This is a genomic window from Azospirillum brasilense (genome assembly GCF_001315015.1).
In the GTDB taxonomy this organism is placed as follows: Bacteria; Pseudomonadota; Alphaproteobacteria; order Azospirillales; family Azospirillaceae; genus Azospirillum; species Azospirillum brasilense.
This window is the reverse complement of the sequence record NZ_CP012915.1, coordinates 1,544,270-1,563,223: the sequence shown is the minus strand read 5'-3', so window position 1 is coordinate 1,563,223 and position 18,954 is coordinate 1,544,270. Positions and strand designations below refer to the sequence as shown.

At 68.5% G+C, this 18,954-nt stretch carries 17 protein-coding genes and 1 riboswitch; of the genes, 8 read left to right on the top strand and 9 right to left on the bottom strand.

Annotated elements, in window-relative coordinates:
* Window positions 1-23 precede the first annotated feature (23 nt).
* The 6 genes from AMK58_RS20790 to AMK58_RS20765 form a co-directional block, all read right to left on the bottom strand.
* Entirely contained in the window at window positions 24-737 is a 714-nt protein-coding gene (locus tag AMK58_RS20790; protein WP_059399367.1) for a DUF6925 family protein, read from the bottom strand.
* Entirely contained in the window at window positions 737-1,537 is an 801-nt protein-coding gene (locus AMK58_RS20785) for an ABC transporter ATP-binding protein (protein ID WP_059399366.1), read from the bottom strand. The genes AMK58_RS20790 and AMK58_RS20785 overlap by 1 nt, the downstream gene beginning before the upstream one ends.
* Window positions 1,537-2,556 (bottom strand): FecCD family ABC transporter permease, encoded by a 1,020-nt coding sequence (locus AMK58_RS20780; protein WP_059399365.1) that lies wholly within the window; start codon window positions 2,554-2,556, stop codon window positions 1,537-1,539. The genes AMK58_RS20785 and AMK58_RS20780 overlap by 1 nt, the downstream gene beginning before the upstream one ends.
* Complete coding sequence (locus tag AMK58_RS20775) at window positions 2,553-3,413, bottom strand: ABC transporter substrate-binding protein (protein ID WP_059399364.1); 861 nt, start codon at window positions 3,411-3,413, stop codon at window positions 2,553-2,555. Before AMK58_RS20775 ends, AMK58_RS20780 begins: the two co-directional genes overlap by 4 nt.
* Window positions 3,410-5,338 carry a TonB-dependent receptor plug domain-containing protein gene (locus AMK58_RS20770; protein ID WP_035678154.1) on the bottom strand — a complete coding sequence of 643 codons (1,929 nt, stop codon included), beginning with the start codon at window positions 5,336-5,338 and terminating at the stop codon, window positions 3,410-3,412. The genes AMK58_RS20775 and AMK58_RS20770 overlap by 4 nt, the downstream gene beginning before the upstream one ends.
* A gap of 116 nt (window positions 5,339-5,454) precedes the next feature.
* A riboswitch (cobalamin riboswitch) is annotated at window positions 5,455-5,673 on the bottom strand.
* Window positions 5,674-5,727: 54 nt separating this feature from the next.
* On the bottom strand, window positions 5,728-6,186 hold the full coding sequence (locus AMK58_RS20765; protein WP_035678155.1) for a hypothetical protein: 459 nt from the start codon (window positions 6,184-6,186) through the stop codon (window positions 5,728-5,730).
* Window positions 6,187-6,844: 658 nt separating this feature from the next.
* Here AMK58_RS20765 and AMK58_RS20755 point away from each other — a divergent pair.
* The gene (locus AMK58_RS20755; protein WP_035678158.1) at window positions 6,845-7,891 is read left to right on the top strand and encodes a TerC family protein; all 1,047 of its coding nucleotides are present in this window, start codon (window positions 6,845-6,847) and stop codon (window positions 7,889-7,891) included.
* A 197-nt stretch (window positions 7,892-8,088) separates the two neighbouring features.
* Window positions 8,089-8,868, top strand: a complete 780-nt coding sequence (locus tag AMK58_RS20750) for a hypothetical protein (protein WP_035678162.1) — start codon at window positions 8,089-8,091, stop codon at window positions 8,866-8,868.
* Between the two features lie 18 nt (window positions 8,869-8,886).
* Here the strand turns inward: AMK58_RS20750 and AMK58_RS20745 are convergent, their stop codons facing one another.
* Window positions 8,887-9,471: a hypothetical protein gene (locus AMK58_RS20745; RefSeq protein WP_211105266.1), complete on the bottom strand. Its 585-nt coding sequence runs from the start codon at window positions 9,469-9,471 to the stop codon at window positions 8,887-8,889.
* Window positions 9,472-9,479: 8 nt separating this feature from the next.
* A complete protein-coding gene (locus tag AMK58_RS20740) occupies window positions 9,480-10,298 on the bottom strand; it encodes a hypothetical protein (RefSeq protein WP_035678165.1) in 819 nt (272 codons plus the stop codon).
* A 328-nt stretch (window positions 10,299-10,626) separates the two neighbouring features.
* Here AMK58_RS20740 and AMK58_RS20735 point away from each other — a divergent pair, with 328 nt between their 5' ends.
* Window positions 10,627-11,046 carry a CopG family transcriptional regulator gene (locus AMK58_RS20735; RefSeq protein ID WP_035678168.1) on the top strand — a complete coding sequence of 140 codons (420 nt, stop codon included), beginning with the start codon at window positions 10,627-10,629 and terminating at the stop codon, window positions 11,044-11,046.
* Between the two features lie 79 nt (window positions 11,047-11,125).
* Window positions 11,126-12,355, top strand: a complete 1,230-nt coding sequence (locus AMK58_RS20730; RefSeq protein WP_035678170.1) for an extracellular catalytic domain type 1 short-chain-length polyhydroxyalkanoate depolymerase — start codon at window positions 11,126-11,128, stop codon at window positions 12,353-12,355.
* 9 nt (window positions 12,356-12,364) lie between these two features.
* Here the strand turns inward: AMK58_RS20730 and AMK58_RS20725 are convergent, their stop codons facing one another.
* Entirely contained in the window at window positions 12,365-13,204 is an 840-nt protein-coding gene (locus AMK58_RS20725; RefSeq protein ID WP_035678171.1) for an isocitrate lyase/PEP mutase family protein, read from the bottom strand.
* Window positions 13,205-13,458: 254 nt separating this feature from the next.
* Here AMK58_RS20725 and AMK58_RS20720 point away from each other — a divergent pair, with 254 nt between their 5' ends.
* From AMK58_RS20720 to AMK58_RS20705, 4 genes are all read left to right on the top strand, one after another.
* Window positions 13,459-13,956 carry a YciE/YciF ferroxidase family protein gene (locus AMK58_RS20720; protein WP_035678173.1) on the top strand — a complete coding sequence of 166 codons (498 nt, stop codon included), beginning with the start codon at window positions 13,459-13,461 and terminating at the stop codon, window positions 13,954-13,956.
* 107 nt (window positions 13,957-14,063) lie between these two features.
* Window positions 14,064-14,795: an SDR family NAD(P)-dependent oxidoreductase gene (locus AMK58_RS20715; RefSeq protein WP_059399362.1), complete on the top strand. Its 732-nt coding sequence runs from the start codon at window positions 14,064-14,066 to the stop codon at window positions 14,793-14,795.
* Between the two features lie 406 nt (window positions 14,796-15,201).
* Window positions 15,202-18,348, top strand: a complete 3,147-nt coding sequence (locus tag AMK58_RS20710) for a carbohydrate-binding domain-containing protein (protein WP_059399361.1) — start codon at window positions 15,202-15,204, stop codon at window positions 18,346-18,348.
* Window positions 18,349-18,437: 89 nt separating this feature from the next.
* Window positions 18,438-18,950, top strand: a complete 513-nt coding sequence (locus AMK58_RS20705; RefSeq protein ID WP_035678177.1) for a hypothetical protein — start codon at window positions 18,438-18,440, stop codon at window positions 18,948-18,950.
* Window positions 18,951-18,954: the final 4 nt, after the last annotated feature.

The window sequence follows — 18,954 nt, the reverse complement described above, 5'->3', positions numbered from 1 at the left end:
AGGGTCAGGGTGGGGGCAGGACCTCAGTGCCCCAACCCCTCCCACGCGGCGAAGGACTCCGCGGGCGGCGACAGGTACAGGCTGGGCACCCAGCCGTCCGGAATCGGCACGGTCGCCGCGTGGGTCCGGTTGTGGGCCAACAGCTTCGGCAGGACATGGGTGTGCGGACCCTCCGGGCTGCGGCCGTCGGGCGGCGGGATCGGCTGGCTGACCTCGATCCGGCCGAAGGGGCCGATGAAGACGCGGTCGGGGCTGAGCGCCGGCAGGTCGGGCGGCAGCGGGTTGCCCGGCGCCAGCAGCTCCGTCCCGGCGACCGCGCGCAGGCGGGCGATGGTGACGGGGTCGGAGCTGCGGACGCAGACGTCGGTCTGGAAGACGCCCAGCCCGAGGTCGAACAGCAGGGCGTCGCGGTCCGCTTCGGCGATGGCCTCGCGGTCGGGACCCAGCTCGGTCACCACGCCGCGCCGGTTCATCGCGCCGACGTGACGGGGCAGGCAGAGGGCCACGGCGAGGCTGCCGCTGCGCGTCCGGTAGGGCACCGCGCGGATCGCCGGCGTGGGGCGGAGGCGCAGCCCGCCGCGGGCGGTCCGCGCCTCCAGCTCCGGGCCGTCGTCGCGCAGGGTGGCGGGTTCGTCCGGGTCGCGGATGAACTCCGCGATGGCACCGAAGGCGCCGAGGCTCCAGCCGGTGGCCGGGTCGTTCAGCGCGTTGCGCAGCAGGGAAGTCAGGTCGCTCATCAAGGCGTCTCCGGTTGGCAAGTCGGGGAAGGCAGGGCGTGCCAGGGAAGCAGGAAGGGTTCGCCGCCGGCCTCGCCCCGGTGGACGGCGATGCCGTAGGAGGCGCGCAGATGGGCGTCGGTCAGCACCCGTTCGGGCGGCCCGTCGGCCAGCACGCCGCCGCCCGCCAGCAGGATCAGCCGGTCGCAGAAGCGGGCGGCCAGGGTCAGGTCGTGCAGCACCGCCACCACGCCGCTGCCCCGGCGGGCGGCGTCGCGCAGCAGCGCCATGCAGGCCAGTTGATGGCCGGGATCGAGGGCGGCGACCGGCTCGTCGGCCAGCAGGACGGGCGCCTCGGTCGCCAGCGCGCGGGCGAGCAGGACGCGCATCCGCTCGCCCCCTGACAGGGTGCCGACGATCCGGTCGCGCAGATGCGCGGCGTCGGTGGTGGCGAGCGCCCGCTCGACCGCCGCGCGGTCCGCCGCGGCGATCCCGCCCAGCGCGCCGCGGTGGGGCAGGCGGCCCAGCAGGACCAGCGCCTCGGCGCGCAGCGGCCAATGCACCGGGCCGCTCTGCGGCAGATAGGCGATGGCGCGGGCGAGCGCCCGGCGTCCGGTCTGCGCGGCGGTCCGTCCGTCGAAGGTGACGCGGCCCGCCGCCGGCTCGGCGAGACCGGCGAGTAGGCGCAGCAGGGTGGTCTTGCCGGCGCCGTTCGGGCCGATCAACCCGGTGAAGGCGCCGGGCTCGATGGCGAGATTCACGTCCGTCAGGATGGTGCGTTCGCCGGCGGTGGCGGACAGGGCGTGGGTTTCGATGCGCATCACGCCTCCTCCCGCCGCAGCCGGGCGATCAGGACGATCAGGAAGGGCGCCCCGATCAGGGCGGTGACCACGCCCAGCTTCAGTTCCGGCCGCGTCGGCAGCAGCCGGACGGCGATGTCCGCGGCCAGGGTCAGGCACGCTCCGGCGAGGCCCGCCAGCAGCAGCAGCCGTCCGGGCCGCGCCCCGGCCAGAGGGCGCATCAGGTGCGGCGCCACCAGACCGACGAAGCCCACGGCGCCGGTGACCGACACCGCGCTGCCCACCGCCAGCGCCGCCCCGGCGATCAGCCGGACGCGCAGCCCGGTCAGGTCGAAGCCAAGGCTGCGCGCCGCGTCCTCCCCCAGGGTCAGCGCGTCGAGCGCGCGGGCGCCGGACAGGCAGAGCGCCCAGCCCGCCAGCATCGGCGGCAGGACGAGCCAGAGCTGGTCGGTGCCGCGGTCGGCCAGCGACCCCATCAGCCAGAACACGATCTCCAGCGCCGCGTAGGGGTTGGGGGCGAGGTTGAGGGCCAGCGCGGTCAGCGACCCGGCGAGGCTGTTGATGGCGATGCCGCCGATGACCAGCGCCGTCGTTCCGGCACCCCGCGCCGCCATCAGGTTCAGCAGCACCGCGGCGGTGGCTGCTCCGGCCATGCCGCCGAGCGGCAGGGCCAGCGACAGCGCGGCGGACAGGCCGCTGTAGAAGACGATGACCGCGCCCAGCGCCGCGGCGCTCGACACGCCGACCAGTCCCGGCTCGGCCAGCGGGTTGCGCAGCCAGCCCTGCATCGCCGCCCCGGTCAGCCCCAGGCTGAAGCCGACCAGCAAGCCGAGCAGGGCGCGCGGCAGGCGCAATTCGGCCAGCACCAGCGCGCCCAGGGTGGGGCGCCCGGCGAGCCAGTCGGACAAAGCGGTGCCCAGGTCGAACGGCACATAGCCGACCGCCGCCGACACCGCGCAGAGCATCAGCGCGAGGAGCGTCAGCCCGGCGACCAGGGCGGGGTAGGGGATGCGCGAGTCCCAACTCATGGCCCAGCTCATGGCGGCGCCTCCCGCACGGCGGCCAGCCGTTCCGCGGCCTCGGCGATCTGCGGGCCGGGGCAGGTCCACAGGCGGGAGGGCAGCGACAGCGTGCGAACCTGACGCTTCAAAGCTTTCAGGGCCGGGTGGTGCAGCAGGGCGCCGGCCAGCGATGGCGGCGCGTCGGGCGCGGCGTCGACGATCAGCACGTCCGCGCCGCCCAGAATGATGGCCTCCAGCGGCAGGGCGCCCTGGCTGCCCAGCGGCAGGCGGTCGGCCATGTTCTCCAAACCGGCGCGGCTCAGGAGTTCGTCGACCAGCGACCCGGACCCGGCGACGAAACCGTTGGGGCGCAGCACCACCGCGGTCGGGCGCGGTCCCGGCGCCGCGGGGGGCAGGGCGTCCAGGCGGGAGCGCATTGCGGCGACCAGCTCCTCCCCCCGCTCCGGCTCGCCGACGGCGCGGGCGAGGCCGCGGATCTGCTCCGCCACCCCGGCCACGCTCTGGGGGACGTCCAGCTCCAGGAGCGGGGCGTCCAGCCGGGTCAACAGCCCGACCGCGACCCGCGTGGTGTAGCGTCCGGCGACGATCAGGTCGGGGTCGAGCGGCAGGATCTCTTCCGCCAGCCCATGGTTGATCGGCACCCGCGCCGCCAGCGGCGCCACGGTGGAGGCGCGGGGATCGCGCGCCAGCCACGTCACCGCGGCGAGGCGCTCCGGCCCGACGAGCCGCAACAGCAGCTCGTCGGCGCAGAGATTCAGGGAGACGATGCGCTGCGGTTTGCCGGGGGGCGTGGCGGGCGGCGCCTCCCATGCCGCCGCCGGCCCTCCCGCAATCAGCAGGAGGGCGGCGGCCAGCCCGAGACGAATGGGCCTCACAGCGACAGCCGCAGCCCGAGATACCCGGCCCGTCCCGGCGCGCCGTAGGTCCAGACCTCCTGATACCGGCGGTCGAACAGGTTCTCCACGCGCCCGAAGAGTTCGACCCCCTCGGACAGCGCGTAGGACCCGGCCATGTTGACCAGCGTGTAGGGGGCGAGGTTTACGACCTGCCGGTTGTAGAAGGGATCGTAGGCCCAGTCGCTGGACCGACCGTTGTAGACGACGCCGAGGTTTACGTTCGCGCGGTCCTCCAGGAAGCGGTGGTTGACGGTCAGGCTGGCGAGCTGCTTGGGCCGGCGCACCAGCTCCGCCCCCGTGGAATCCTCGCCGTCGGTCCAGGTGTAGGAGCCGCGGACGGTCAGCCGGTCGATCGGCTCCACCGACAGGCCAAGCTCGAAGCCGCGGATGTGGGACTCGCCCGGCATGTTGACGGAGGTCCGCCCGGTGCCGGTGATGAGGTCGCGGATGCGCTGGTCGAACCATGTGCCATCCACCGACGCCCGCGTGCCCCACAGTGCCTGATCGAAGCCGGCGTCCCAGCCGCGCGCCCGTTCCGGCTTCAGGTTCGGGTTGCCGGCGTAGGTGGCGGTGTAGCCGTACAGCTCGAACAGGGTGGGATTCTTGACGCCGGTGCCGTAGGAGGCGCGCAGCTTGGTCCCGCTGTCTTCGATCAGATAGGCCGCCGTGGTGCGCCATGTGGTGGCGTCGCGGAACAGGTCGTTCGCGTCGTGGCGGACGCTGCCGGTCAGGGTCAGCCGATCGAACAGGCCCAGCTTGTACTGGCCCACCAGCCCGGTGGAGCCGATGGAACGGTCGAAGCTGGAGAAGCTGCTGCGGCTGATCGCCTTGTCTTCCTCATGCTCCACGGCGGCGGTCAGCACATGGTCGGCGGGGCCGCTGTTCAGGGTCAGGTTGGTCTGGTAGTCGGCCTTGGTCTTGCGCCCGTCGTAGCGGCTGGTCACCGTCTTGGAGTCGTCGCGGTAGTCGCGCTGCTGGCGGCCATGGGTCAGGCCGACGATGTGCTCCCACTTTCCGTCGAGAAGGGCGATCTTGCCCTGGATGCGCCCGAAATACTGCTCCCCGGCGGTGCTGGTCCCGTCGTCGACGGCGCCGCGCCCGCCGACGAAGCCGTCGGTGTCGGTGCGGAAGCGGGTGTAGCGGCCGGTCACCGCGATCTCGCTGCGCTCGGTCGGGCGGACGGCGGCGTTTCCGGTCAGCGTGCCGTTGCGGTAGCCGTCCTTCTCCGGGTTGCCGAGCCGCTTGTCGGCGACCGACACGCCGTCGCTGGTGACGCCCTGGCCGCTGAGGAACAGGTCGTAGCGGTCGGTCCCCGTGCCGAAGGAGGCTCGCCCGGCGGCGGTGCCGAAGGACCCACCCTCCATGGCGGCGCGGAACCGGGGGGCGCCGGTGCCGCGGCGGGTCACGATGTTGACGACGCCGCCGACCGCGTCGGAGCCGTAGAGCGCGCTCTGCGGACCGCGCAGCACCTCGACGCGCTCGACATCACCGGCCAGCAGGTTGGCGAAATCATATTCGGAACCGGCGGCGGGATCGTTCACCTCGATCCCGTCGATCAGGACGAGCGTCTGGTTGCCCTCCGACCCGCGGATGCGGAGCTGGGTCAGGGTGCCCATCGGGCCGGTGCGGTTGACGGCGACGCCGGGCACCGTGCGCAGCGCGTCGGACAGCAGCTGGGTCTGGCGCTGCTCCAACTCCTCGCGGGTGATGACGGTCAGGGCGCTGCCGGTTTCCTCGGCGGCGGTGGGAACGCGGTTGGCGGTCACCGAGACCGGCGGAAGCGTCGTGATGGTGGGGGAATCGGCGAAGGCCGACGTGGGGATGGCCGACACGGGAAGGGCAAGGCTTCCCAGAAGGGCGGCGAAGGACGCCGTCCAGTGAAGGCGGGGAACGCGGACACTCATTGAGACCTCGGGCGGGACGCCGGTGGCACGTCACCGCGAACGAAGCCCCACCGGACGTTCCGCGAACGGACCCCCGGTTCGACGACCTTCGGTGCACCCCGCCCGAACGTGTTCGCGTGTGACCACGACTGACGGCAGGTCTCCTGGCTCGCGGGTTATCGTCGGCCCATCGCCTTCCCAGGATCGCGATCCCAGTGGCATTCCGATGGACGACTCGCCGCTTACAGTTGCGGGGGCAGCCCCGGCGTAGAACCCTCGCACGGCCAATCGCCGCGGGGTCCGCACCGTGTTCCCATTTTCAGCCCTTTCGGGCAACCGTCGGGTGCGAAGCTACGCGGGCGGAACGGCTCCGGTCAAGCCGCAATCCGCCCGCCCTCGTCCGACCGGTGTCAGAGCGTGGTTCTCGGCCCGACCGCGGACCCATCCGGTATAGGGGGATTCATCTCCTTGCAATTGCCGACGCAATAGGTCTGCGCCTCGATCCGGCCGCCGCAGGATTTGTAGCAATCGTTGTAATCGGAGGAGCAGGTGAGGTTGCTGTAGCAGCTGGGGTTCCGGTCGAAATCGCTGAACGTCTTGATCTTCTTCTTGTCCGCATCCTTGGGCAAGGATCGGAGATAGGCCTGATATTCGCCCTGGGCGCGGGTCGTCGCTTCGGCCCGGCAGGTCTGAACGGCCAGTTCTCTTGCGGATTGGCAGATCGTCTGTGCCTGCTTGCACTGGGCGACACAGAGCTTTCCCGCCTCGCTGACGGGTGGAAAATAGCTTGCGACCGTCTCGAAACGCGGACCGCAACCGGCCAATCCGGCCGCCAACAGGCAGCCGAGCAAAATGGAACGCCGCATCATTGTGGGTGTCCTGCCGTGAATTACCGTCAATCGCTATGAACAACCCACCGGTGCGGAATCATCCATCGGCGATGCAGAATTCGCAAAGTCGGCTTCCGGCCGGAAATCCGGCAACCCATGGGCGATCAACCGGACGGTACCGTTGCCTGCGGCTATCGCACCGATCACGGCCCGTAAAGAGCGCGCCCCCCTCTTGTCGCCGGGAGGGGGCCTGACTACATGACGGGTGAGGTCCGGGCCCCTCTGGCAGCGTCGCCCGGCGCTGTGATGTCGGACTTCCCATTGAGCCGTCGCCTTGGCGCGGCCTTGCGGAAGCTGGCCCTGTTCTTCCCCCTGGGTCCCGCCCCCCACAAGGTCCACCGCCGGACGACGGCACCCGACGGGCCTTTGGGAGACATCGACATGGACCGCACCGAACCAACATCCTGACCGACCGCCACGTCTCCACGGCGAACGATGGAGACGGGTGACCTGACGCGCCGTGGCCGAGCCGTTGCGCGCGCTTTCTCATTGGCCGCAGACCTTGCGGCCGAGATTCCAGTCCGGGCCCCTCTGGCCGATGCGTCCCGCCGTGGCGCATCGGTGATGTCGGACTGCTCATGTGACGATCGAAGTCTCCGCTTGCGGGAGCGGAGTGCATGAAGCAAGGGACAGTTCCATGGACCAGATCGTTTTAATGTGGGCCGGCTTCGCCGTTTTCGTTGGCGTGCTTTTGGCCTTTGATCTTGGTGTATTTTCCAAGAAATCCCATGTGATCTCCGGCCGCGAGGCGCTGATGCGCTGCGCGGCCTATTCCACGCTGGCGATGATTTTCGCGGCCGGCGTCTTTCATTTCCAGGGCTCCGAGAAGGGGCTGGAGTTCCTGACCGGCTACCTGATCGAATACAGCCTGAGCGTCGACAACATCTTCGTCATCGCGCTGATCTTCACGCATTTCGCGGTGCCGCCGCAATACCAGCACCGGGTGCTGTTCTGGGGCATCCTGGGCGCGCTGGTGATGCGCGGCGTGCTGATCGTGGCGGGCACGGCGCTGATTCAGGAATTCCACTGGATCATCTACATCTTCGGCGCCTTCCTGATCTTCAGCGGCATCAAGATGCTGATGTCGGTGGACGACGAGCCGGACATGGAGAACAACCGGATTGTCAAGTTCGTCCGCTCCCGCTTCCGCATGACCAACGGCTATGAGGGGCAGAAGTTCTTCGTGATGCGCGACGGCGTGCGGATGATGACGCCGCTGTTCCTCGTTCTGATCCTGATCGAATTCACCGATCTGGTCTTCGCCGTGGACTCCATCCCGGCGGTCTTCTCGGTGACCACCGACCCGTTCATCGTCTGGACCTCCAACGTCTTCGCGATCCTCGGCCTGCGCGCCCTCTACTTCGCGCTGGCCTCGATCATCCACCGCTTCCATTACCTGAAGTACGGCCTGTCGCTGGTTCTGGTGGTGGTCGGCGCCAAGATGATGTTGGTCGACATCTACAAGATGCCGACGGCGGTGGCGCTGGGCATCACCGCCTTCCTGGTCGGCGGTTCCATCGTCTTCTCGATGCTGAAGACCCGCGCGGATGCGGCTCCTGACGCCGCGGACGGCGAGGCCCGACGCTGGTGGGTGCCCGGCAGCCCGGCCAAGGGTGCCGGCGGTTCGACCCCGGCCTCCTCCAGCGATGCGGCCGCGGTGTCCTCGGACGGCAAGGGCCAGTAAGACGCCCGCTCCACGGGCAGGCGAAAAAGGCGGGGCGTCCGGTCCGGTGGGTCGGGCGCCCCGTGCGTTTCCGGGGAAAGGCATTCGCAAAAGTAGTAATGCCGGCTTGGCAGCGACGATGATGTGGATGTGCGGGGCGGGTCGCGCCCCGCTTGGTGGCTGACGCCAATCCTTTCCAACCCAAGGAAGAGACATCCATGTTTACCGGCACGCAGTTTACCGGCACGCAACCGGCCTCCATCGCCCTGTCCGCTCTCCCGGTTCCGTCAGGACCCCTGTCCGGCTTGCTCCAGGCCGCCCGCGACGAACTCGTCGACTTGGCGGCTGTCCGCGGGGTCGCGCTCTCCGTCGTGTTCGACATGCCGGCGCTGGTGCGCGTGAACGAGGCGGCGGTGGCCGCGGGCTCCTGGGAGCCGATGCTTCCGGCGGCCCATCCGGCCTGCCGTTCCCTGACGCCGGCCAACGCCTTCTGGATCTGCGGGAGAGCATCCTCCGGTGATGTGGTCACCGCCCAGGCCGGGCTGCTCTACGATTGCACGACGCAGTCCATCGGCGACCGCTTCAACGCCATGACGGTGTTCTACGACGATCCCGCCGTGCAGGCTCCGGAGGGCGAATGGTGCACCTGCACGTCCGACACCGCCAACGGCACGCGGGGGCAGGTGGTGTGGACGAACGCAGGATGGACGCGCCCCGATTTCCAGGGCCGTGGCCTGTTCCCGATTTGCCAACGGGTGAACAAGCTGGCGGCGTGGCTGCTGTGGTCGCCGACCTGGTTCATTTCGGTCGTCGACCCGGACATCGTCCCGGTCTGGGCGGAGCGCAAGATGGGGCCGCGCCACATCGACGACGAGCCGGCCATCACCTACAACCAGATCGGCCTGAAGACGCTGCCGATGCATCTCGTGCGCTTCAGCCGCGCGCAGTTCCTGGGCGATCTGGCGCAGCTCGCCGCGGACCTCGCCCAGGCGGCTTGACGGAGAATCCCGTCCGTCTCAGGAATCGATCAGCGCCAGCAGGGCCTGACGGCGATGGCCCAGTGACCAGCCGAACAGGAGGTGCCGGTAATTGACGGGCGGTCGGGGAAGTCCGGTGATCACCAGATGGTTGTAAACCGGCTCCCCGCCCTCCACCGCCTCGCGGTACTGCGCGTCGATGGCCTGGGCATAGGCGCTGTGCACATCCTCGAGATGAGGCTTGCCGATGTTCTGATCGGCCCAGCGGTCGCCGAAGACCCGTCGGGTCGGCTCCCCGATGTAGCGGAAGCACAGCGGCCCGCCGTCCCGCGCCGTCAGGATGACACAGCGCGGCAGCAGACCCGTGCTTCTCAGGTCGCCGTGCAGGCCCGGACCGAAGGTGGGATTCCGTTTCCACACGGCAATCATGTCCTGATGCCAGTCCAGCGCTGTGCGCAAGGGCTGACGGTGGATATCGACATGGGTTTCCGCCGGTTGTTGGGGCGGCGGGTCGCCGCGGTGGCCGTGCAGGATGCTCACCAAGCCACGGGCAAGCGTCCAAAACCCGTGCTCTTTGCCGGCGCGATCCTTGAAGGAAGCGGTCAGTGACGGTGTGATGGGCATGACGTCCGTCACTCGCCGACCCCCTTCCTTGGCGACAGAAATTCCGACGCCATCGCCTGATAGATCCGCCGTGCCGCGTCCAGAGCCACACTCCCCGCCTTGGCCCCGGCGGCGAGCATCCGCTCGGTCGGCTTGCTCGGCAGGGCTTTCGGCATCGCCGCCTCGAAGGCGTCGGCCGCGCTGTCGAAGCGGGCGACGGCTTCCCGCAGCGCCATACGCTCCAGGACCGCCACGGCATCGTTCAGCAGGGGGGCCACCCCATCGACGCGGTTCCCCTGGTCGGCCATCGCGGTGCGGCACGCCCGCAATTTGGCGAGAACACCCTCCAAGCCTTGCGCAGGGGTCGCCGCCATGGCGTCCAGGGTTCGATGAAGGTCCGCATCCCGCGCGCCGGGCCGGGCCTGCGCCATCGCTTGCACATGCCGCTCCAGGCGGATCAACGCGTGATCGCGGTCAGTCGCGGGGGGCGCGGCTGGATTGATGCCCGCATGATCGGCGGCGGATTGAAGCCGGTCGAGGAACAACGCCACGCCCTCCCCGAGGGCCAAGGCCTTGGTGTCCTCGACGATTCCCTCCTGGCAGAGGGCGTGGGCAAGGCGCGCCTCCCTCGCCGTCGTCAAGGGCAGTTGCCGGATCATCAGGCTCGACAATTCGCGGATGCCGCCGTTCAGGAGGTCGAAGGCGTAGGGACCGCTCGGCGGGTTGGCGACGATGTCGGACATCTGCTCCGCGGCTCGGGTGAACAGCGTGTCGCGCCGATCGAAAGCCGTGTTCAGATCAAGAGCGGCGTCCGGCCCGCGGCCGCCGTTCGGTCGTCCAGAGCGCATCCTGCCTGCCTTTCCGTGGTCCTGAAGACGATGGCCCGCCAATTCTGGTCTGTCCGTCCGAGGGCGCGCCTCAACGGATGAGCGCCCCAGTATTTCACAATGGTGGGTTGTCAACAACCCGTGCGACCAATTGTTCAAGGCGGGTGCGCTGATCGAATGCACATCAAAGCTGCGGCCGGGGTCGTCGAGGCCGATGCGTCAGTCCGATGTGTCGGTCCGTTGCGTCGGGCTGTGAACCATTCGCCATCATGACGAGGCTCGGCCCCTTGATCGGTGCGCCGTTGTGTCCATATACCATCCACGTGGATGGTGAAAGGATGGTGTGAGGATGTCTGGGCACGCCCGCGATCAGAAGCCGAAGGCCGGAGACAGTGAGAAAATCACGATCAATCTCGGCTATGTCGACCTCGGTCACATCGATCTGCTGGTGCAGGAGGGGTTTTATGCGAACCGCACCGACCTCATCCGCACCGCCATCCGCAACCAGATCGACCGCCATGGCGACGCCTTGCGGCAGGCGGTGACGCGCAAACGCGTCGATCTCGGCCTGCGCCATTACAGCCGCGGCGATCTGGAGGCGGCACGGGATGCCGGGGAGATGCTCGACATCCGTGTCCTCGGGCTGGCCACGATCGCCCAGGACGTCACCCCGGACCTCGCCCGCGCCACCATCGCCTCGATCGCAGTGCTGGGCGCGCTGCACGCCAGCAGCGCCGTCAGGGCGGCACTTGCGGACCGTATGCGCTGAGGGCGCAAGGCCGCTTTTCCGAAAGACGACGGGCGGGGCTGCCCCGCACGCCCCTGTCCGAGCACAGAAAGCACCCGACATGACCGACCGCGTCCCTGCCGGAATGGCCGAGGCGTTGCGCCTCACCCGGGCCGGCGACCTCACCGGGGCAACCGCCCTCATTCAACGCCTGCTGCGTGGGACGTCCGATGCGCCTCCCGGTGCCGGCCCGACCGTCATCGACGTCGAGCCGCTGCGGGTGGACACTTCACCGGACCTCGCTGACGCGCCGCCGCGCCGCGCCGCGGCCTTCAAGCCCGCCAGCGCCTTCGCCGGCCGGCTCCATCCCGGACCACGGGCTGGCCTGGGCGAGACCCTGCGCGGCCTCGCCGCCCGCGCCATGCCGGCGGGACTCGACCTTGGGATGGGCGGCGTCGCCCGACCGGCCGCCGACCCGCTGCCGGACGGCGCCTCCTTCACCACGGCGTCCTATGGCAACGCGGCCGGGACACGCTCCTACAAGCTTTACGTCCCGGCCAACCGCCGCGACGGGCAACCGCTTCCGCTGGTGGTGATGCTGCATGGCTGCACCCAGTCGCCGGACGACTTCGCCGCGGGCACCGGTATGAACCGGCTGGCGGAGGAGCATGGCTGTCTGGTCGTCTATCCGGAGCAGCCGTCCTCGGCCAACGCCCAACGGTGCTGGAACTGGTTCAACCCTGCCGACCAACGGCGCGGCGACGGCGAGCCCTCGCTGATCGCGGGGATCACCAAGCGGGTCATGAGCGACCACGCCGTTGACGCCGACCGCGTGTTCGTCGCCGGGCTCTCGGCCGGCGGTGCGGCGGCGGCCATCATGGGAGCGGCGTATCCCGACCTTTATGCCGCCGTCGGGGTGCATTCCGGCCTTCCCCAGGGTGCCGCACATGACATTCCTTCCGCTTTTGCCGCTATGCGCCAGGGTGGTGGAGCGGCGGGACGGTCGTTCGCCCGGCCGGTGCCGACCATCGTCTTTCACGGCGACCGCGACAGCACGGTTCATCCGCGCAACGCCGACGACGTGATCGCGCAGTCCGGGGCGAGCGCGGCGGGCGCGCGAACGACGATGGAGCATGGCCGGGTGCCGGGCGGGCACGGCTACACCCGTCGCCTCCACATGGACGCCTCCGGCCATGCGCTGTGCGAGCAGTGGACGATCCAGGGCGCCGGGCACGCCTGGGCGGGAGGCAGCCCAGCCGGCTCCTACACCGATCCGCGGGGGCCGGACGCTTCACGGGAGATGCTGCGCTTCTTCCTCGAAAACCCGCGACGCCGGTCATCCGCGCCATAGTTCGGTCGTTCAGGGCGCTCGCCGGCCGTGCGTCCGGAAGAACCCATTGAGCGCGTCGAACGGTTCGGCCTCGCCGAGGGCGTCGAAGCGCCCGTGGTCGGCCAGCATGCGGGCCGCCCGCAGGAAGCCGCCCCAAGCGGCACGGTTGAGGCCGCTGCCCAGACTGATGCGCCGGACGCCCAAGGCAGCGATCTGCTCCACCGACAGGCCGATCGGGGACGAGACCAGCAGGTTGAGGGGCTTCGGATGGACGGCGTCGACCGCCGCCTTGATGACGTCCGGGGTCCGCAAGCCCGGCGCGTAGAGGACATCCGCTCCCGCCGCGGCGTAGGCCGGCAAGCGACGCAACGCCTCATCGACGGCCGCCGGGTGATCCACCAGCAGGGACTCGCAACGTGCGGTCAGGAGGACGCCGGTTCCCCGCAGCGCCTCCGCCGCCGCGGCCACGCGCTCGACGGCGTGATGGAACTCGTACAGCGGCTTTATCGGGTCGCCCGTGGCGTCCTCGATCGACAGGCCCGCCACGCCGGTGTCGGCGCAAAGGCGTATGTTGCGGGCCAGCCCCTCGCAGTCATGGGCGTAGCCGGACTCGAAATCGGCGTTCACCGGCAGGTCGGTTGCCGCCACCATCTCGGCGATGTGGGCCAGCATGTCGCTGCACGGCACGGCCCAATCGGCATCGGGAAGCCCACGCGCGAAGGCGAAGCCCGCCGAGGTCGTGGCCAACGCGCGGAACCCGAGCTGCTTCAGCATCACGGCGCTTCCGACATCCCACGGATTGGGAATGACGAAGCAGCCGGTCTGGTGAAGGTCGGCGAAAGCAGCACGGGCTCGGTCGTGGTCAGCCATCACAGGATCCCTCCAGGGCAACGGATCAACCTCAGCAGGCTGACGAGGGCAGGATACGCTTCCGCTCCAACGTCGTCCAATTGCGGGGCGAAACCGTCGCCTCGCTTCCCTTCCCTTTGGCTCCAGCGGCAACAGAATCCTTGATGGGCGGATTTTTGCGCCGCGAGAACCGCCTCCAACTCCTGTTGCAGGATGGTGGCCAAGCTATTCCAGCCATCGGCAGAACCATTATCCATCCCACCAGGAAGGCACTCATGTCGGAACAAGCACTGAAGGAACTTTTCATCAAGGAGTTGCAGGACACCTACAGCTCGGAAACGCAGATCATCGAGGCCCTGCCGGCCATGGTCGAGGCCGCCTCGTCGCCTCAGCTCAAGCAGGCTTTCGAAACCCATCTGCGCGAGACCGACGGTCAGGTCAAACGCCTGGAGCAGATTTTCCAGATCCTCCAGGCCGACCCGGGCGGGAACACCTGCGAAGCAACCCAGGGCCTGATCGAGGAAGCCGAGGAGATCATCGGGGAGGGCCTGCCGGCGGAAGTGCTCGATGTCGCGCTCATCATGGCGGCGCAAAAGGTCGAGCATTATGAGATCGCCAGCTACGGCTCGCTGAGGACATTGGCCGAAACCTGCGGGATGACCGATATCGCCCGTCTGCTCGAACAGACCCTCGAAGAGGAAAAGGCAACCGATCAGAAACTCAACCAACTCGCCGAGGGTGACATCAACATGCGTGCCTTCAGGGCAGCGTAGGGCGCGGCCGCAGTTCCCGGCTTGGAACTGCGGCACCCTCCCCGGACAACACGAGCGAACCGACCGCCAGACCGGTCTGTTGTCGCACTCCGCAGGAAGGGTGGGGCATGAGTGGCATTGCAGGCTTCGCTGGCTCGGTCCGGGCGGTTGTGATCGGGGCGAGCGGTGGCATCGGCGCCGCCGTGACGCATCGATTGCTCGCCGATCCCGGGGTGACGGAGGTGTTGGCCTTGTCCCGCCGCCCGGTCGCGCCGGCGGGCAAGCTGCGCACCGGCTTCCTCGACCTTGCCGATGAGTCCTCCATCATCGATGCGGCGGCTTTGGCCGAAGCGGTCGATCTCGTTTTCATCGCCAGCGGCCTGCTGCACCAGGATGCGGTGCAACCGGAGAAGAGCTGGCGCACGCTGGATCCGACCGCCATGGCGCGGCTGTTCCAGGTCAACGCCATCGGCCCGGCGCTGGTCGCCAAGCACTTCCTGCCACGGATGCCGCGGCACGGACGGACGGTCTTCGCCGCTCTATCCGCCAAGGTCGGCAGCATCGCGGACAACCGCCTTGGCGGCTGGTATGGCTACCGGGCGTCCAAGGCGGCACTCAATCAGATCATTCGCACCACGGCCATCGAACTGGCGCGTTCGCGACCGGATGCAATCTGCGTTGCGCTGCATCCGGGCACCGTCGATACCCCCCTGTCGCAACCGTTCCAAGCTGCCGTGGCCCAGGACCGGCTGTTTACTCCTGCGCTTGCCGCCGCGCACCTGCTCAGCATCCTTGGCGGGTTGACGCCAACGGACAGCGGCGGACTGTTCGCATGGGACGGTCAGCGGTTGCCCTATTGAACGGTCGCCATGGCGGCCGCCCACTATGACCAACCGGCTTGCCAACAGTTTTAACGCCGCTCCGGCGGGAGGCTGCTCCGCAGCTCCTGAACCATGCCCGGGAGTGAATCATGTCAGTTCGGAGGCGTCCTGCGCTTTCATCGATGGCAGGGTGAAGCAGACGATGGGGAAATGAACGCGGGGTGAATAAGTCCAAGCTCAAGCTGAGCCAGAAGAAGGCATATTTGTCGATGAGAAGACTTTCTTTTTAATGCGAAAGCATTTTTGCCCGACTACAGGCGGCCTGTTTATGTCACGGGAATCGCGGGCGTTAGTAAAATTTTTACCAAGATTCTTATTTTTCCGTTAAGCGAACCACCTCAACCTCTGGGCTAAGACGTTGGTCTAGAGTTCTATGAGGTCCGAGATGGCTGCCGAAACTACCGAACTGATGGACGTCACCTTCACGGTGAACGCCTGGGGCGCACCCGCAGGCGGAAAGTGGCCGCATTTCGTGCTGCGGCTGGATGGGGTTGAGATCGGACAGGCGACCGTCGCTTCGGCGTCGCTGGGCCGCTACACCTTCAACGCCCGCGTTCCGGCCGACAAGGCCCACAAGCTTCAGCTTCAGTACGACAACGACGGCTCCGTGAACGGGGAGGACCGCAACCTCTTCGTCAAGTCGTTCGAGGTGAACGGGAAACCGATCCTCAGCATCGACCCGCTGGTGACCTACGACACCGGCGACATTGACGGCAAGAACGTCATCGCCGGGCAGACCGAGATGTACTGGCGCGGCGCGCTGAACGTCGATCTGCCCAAGGCCATGTTCGCCAGCGCGCAAGAGCCGGAGCCCGAGGCGCCGGCCACCATGACGACCGAGATCGTCGTGAAGGCTTGGGGCGCCGCCGCCAACGGCACACCGCCGCATTTCAAGCTGCTGGTGGACGACAAGGTGGTCGGCGACGCCTGGGTCAGCGCGACCAGCCCGACCGGCTACACCTTCAAAGTCGATGTGGACCCCAACGAGGCCCACAAGATCCAGATCCACTACGACAACGACGCCACCGTCAACGGCCAGGACCGCAACCTGTTCGTCCAGGGCATCACCATCGACGGGCAGGAGATCAAGTCGACCTCCCCGATGGCCTCCTACGACAAGGGTCCGGTGGACGGCAAGTTCGTGGTCGCCGGCCAGGAAGGGCTGTTCTGGGGCGGCGCGCTCACCTTCGGCGTGCCGGAGGAGTATTTCGACGGCCCCTACGTCCCGCCGCCGCCGCCGCCGCCGCCGGTCAAGCTGACCCCGACGGACATCGTCGTCAACGCCTGGGGCCAGTCGGCCGGCGGGGTGGCGCCGCACTTCAAGCTGCTGGTGGACGGCAAGGTGGTCGGCGAGGGCCGCGCGACCTCCAGCGACCCGCAGCCTTTCCGCTTCACCGTCGATCTGGACGCCAAGGAAGCCCATAAGATCCAGATCCACTACGACAACGATTCCGTGGTCAACGGCCAGGACCGCAACCTGTACGTCAAGTCGGTCTCCATCAACGGCCACACCGTCGCGGCGACCGACTCCATCGTCACCTATGACAAGGGCGCGGTGGACGGAAAGGACGTGGTGAAGGGGCAGGAAGGGCTGTTCTGGGGCGGTGCTCTGAACGTGGACGCCCCGGCGTCGCTGTTCCAGCCCTCGGCCGAGCCGCCCCCCGCGCCGCCGACCGGCCCGGCCTTCTACGTCGCGGCCAACGGCAAGGACAGCTGGTCGGGCAAGCTGTCCGCGCCGAACGCCGACGGCACCGACGGTCCCTTCGCCTCGCTGGAGCGCGCCCGCGACGCCATGCGCGACAGCGACGTCGACACCACCTATGTGCGCGAGGGCACCTACCGCCTGACCAAGACGCTGGAGCTGACCGGCGCCGACAACGGCCACAGCTTCCGCAACTATCCCGGCGAGACGCCGGTGCTCAACGGGGCGGAGAAGGTCACGAACTTCGTCAGCGAGGGCAACGGGATCTATTCCGCGAAGCTGTCGCAGGCCACCGACCTCGACCTGACCATCGGCGGGGTGCGGCAGACGCTGGCCAGCAAGGGCATCGTCGACGCTGACAACCCCACCACCACCGGATGGTACTTCGCCGACGCGGCCAACGGTGGCCCCAGCGGCTGGTCGGTGCGCTACCACACCGGCGACATGTCGTCGGGCGACATCGTCGCCGGCATGAAGATCCAGCTGATGGACGCCGAACGGCTGTCCGACACGCTGACCGAGATCGCCGGCGTCAACGACGCCACCCGCACCATCACTCTGAAGAACGGCACCTCGCTGCCCTTCGCCGAGGGGACGACCTACAAGCTGCTGAACAACCCGTCCTTCGTCGATCAGGCGGGCGAGTTCGCGTGGCGGGCGTCGGACAAGGCGCTGGTGTTCAAGCCGGAAAACCCGGCCACCCTGGCGCAGGACGGCGTCGAGGTGGCGCGGCTGGGCACGCTGATCCGCCTGACCGGCAGCAGTGACGTGACCATCGAGGGGCTGGGCTTCACCAACACCACCACCTGGGGCTACGCGGTGGAGCTGAAGGGGGCGTCGGGCAACAGCATCGGCAACAACAGCTTCCTCAACGTCGGCACGGCGATCAAGCTGACCTCGGCCTCCTCCAACAACCTGGTGGGCGGCAACACGCTGGACCATCTGGCGGTCAACGGCATCGAATTGGACGGCCGCAGCAACGGCAACACCATCTACGCCAACGACATCTCCCATATCGGGGAGGTCCGGAAGGGGGTTGCCGGGATCATCGGCACCGGGGTGGACAACAACCTGATCGCCCACAACGACGTGGACTCCAGCGCGCGTTACGGGATCTCGCTGAAGAACTGGGACTCCAGCAACATCAACCGCAACAACGTCATCGAGTACAACCGCGTCACCAACACCAACCTGGAGACGGCGGACGGCGGCGGCATCGAGGTGCTGGGCCGGTCCAGCGTCGACACCGGCACGATCATCCGCGGCAACTGGGTGGAGCATGTCGGCGGGCTGGCGACCAGCAACACCGACCAGTGGCTGACCAACCACAAGGGCTTCGGCATCTATCTGGACGACATGGCCGGCGGCGTCACGGTGACCGGCAATTTCCTGAAGGACACCGGGCTGGCCGGGGTGCACATCCACGGCGGCGACAACAACCTCGTCACCAACAACTTCTCGATCATCGCCAGCAACGCGGAGGAGTTCATCCGCGTCGGCTGGGCGCCCAAGCACGGCGATCCGGGCCTGCCGCGCAACAACACCATCACCGGCAACGTCATCAGCGGGACCCTGCCGCTGGACGACTACATGGAGCTGCTGACCGCCGGGAACCCGGTGATCGACGGCAACCTCGTCCACAACGTGCCGCGCTACGGCGACAACGACGTGACGGGCAAGCCGCTGTTCAACAACCCCTATTGGGGCGACTACTCGCTCCAGCCGAACTCCCCGGCGCTGGCCATGGGCATCCATGACCTGGACTGGGCGATGATCGGCCACAGCGGCTACACGGCATCGGACGGCATGCCGCACTTCTGGGACGCCTGATCCCCGGTCCGGACCGGGCCTGAGCGGGATCAAAAGCGGGCGGAGGCTCGTTCTTCCGGGACAGGTCCCCGGGGAAGGAGGCTCCGCCCGTGCTCCCGCGTCCACACGCCTTGCGGCGGTCCGCCGCCGTCCTTCTGCTCATCGCGGCCGGGGGGCTGGCGGGGTGCGCCGACCCCCGGGCCGACGTCGCGCTGGCCGCCCAGAGCGCGCTGGTCGGCATGCCCAAGGGAACGCTGCTGTCCTGCGCCGGCGTGCCGCACCGGCAGGCGGCCAGCGGCGCCCTGGAGTTCTTCACCTACCGCGCGGGCTCCATCGATTACTATGCTCCACCGCCGCCGCCGGTGGGCTACGGATGGGGGTATCCGTGGGGCTATCCCGGCTGGCGTCATCGCGGGCTCGACTACGACCCGTGGGACTACTATCCTCCGCGGCCTGGTGACGTGGTGGACAACCGGTGCGAGGCGACCTTCACCTTGAGGAACGGAGCCGTCGAGCAGCTGGTCTACCGGGCGTCGTCGCTGGGCGCCTGTGCCGCGATCGTGCAAAACTGCATGGCGCTCGTGCCGCAGAGCCTTCCGCCAAGGCCCACCCCGTCCGGCTAGAGCC

What these genes read in the sequence shown, in the direction of transcription:
- AMK58_RS20750 (WP_035678162.1), top strand. Translation starts at nt 8,089, where the DNA reads ATGTTTACCGGCACGCAGTTTACCGGCACGCAACCGGCCTCCATCGCC.
- AMK58_RS20720 (WP_035678173.1), top strand. Translation starts at nt 13,459, where the DNA reads ATGTCGGAACAAGCACTGAAGGAACTTTTCATCAAGGAGTTGCAGGAC.
- AMK58_RS20710 (WP_059399361.1), top strand. Translation starts at nt 15,202, where the DNA reads ATGGCTGCCGAAACTACCGAACTGATGGACGTCACCTTCACGGTGAAC.
- AMK58_RS20770 (WP_035678154.1), bottom strand. Translation starts at nt 5,338, where the DNA reads ATGAGTGTCCGCGTTCCCCGCCTTCACTGGACGGCGTCCTTCGCCGCC.
- AMK58_RS20715 (WP_059399362.1), top strand. Translation starts at nt 14,064, where the DNA reads ATGAGTGGCATTGCAGGCTTCGCTGGCTCGGTCCGGGCGGTTGTGATC.
- AMK58_RS20740 (WP_035678165.1), bottom strand. Translation starts at nt 10,298, where the DNA reads ATGCGCTCTGGACGACCGAACGGCGGCCGCGGGCCGGACGCCGCTCTT.
- AMK58_RS20790 (WP_059399367.1), bottom strand. Translation starts at nt 737, where the DNA reads ATGAGCGACCTGACTTCCCTGCTGCGCAACGCGCTGAACGACCCGGCC.
- AMK58_RS20735 (WP_035678168.1), top strand. Translation starts at nt 10,627, where the DNA reads ATGTCTGGGCACGCCCGCGATCAGAAGCCGAAGGCCGGAGACAGTGAG.
- AMK58_RS20725 (WP_035678171.1), bottom strand. Translation starts at nt 13,204, where the DNA reads ATGGCTGACCACGACCGAGCCCGTGCTGCTTTCGCCGACCTTCACCAG.
- AMK58_RS20730 (WP_035678170.1), top strand. Translation starts at nt 11,126, where the DNA reads ATGACCGACCGCGTCCCTGCCGGAATGGCCGAGGCGTTGCGCCTCACC.
- AMK58_RS20785 (WP_059399366.1), bottom strand. Translation starts at nt 1,537, where the DNA reads ATGCGCATCGAAACCCACGCCCTGTCCGCCACCGCCGGCGAACGCACC.
- AMK58_RS20745 (WP_211105266.1), bottom strand. Translation starts at nt 9,471, where the DNA reads ATGCCCATCACACCGTCACTGACCGCTTCCTTCAAGGATCGCGCCGGC.
- AMK58_RS20755 (WP_035678158.1), top strand. Translation starts at nt 6,845, where the DNA reads ATGGACCAGATCGTTTTAATGTGGGCCGGCTTCGCCGTTTTCGTTGGC.
- AMK58_RS20765 (WP_035678155.1), bottom strand. Translation starts at nt 6,186, where the DNA reads ATGATGCGGCGTTCCATTTTGCTCGGCTGCCTGTTGGCGGCCGGATTG.
- AMK58_RS20780 (WP_059399365.1), bottom strand. Translation starts at nt 2,556, where the DNA reads ATGAGCTGGGCCATGAGTTGGGACTCGCGCATCCCCTACCCCGCCCTG.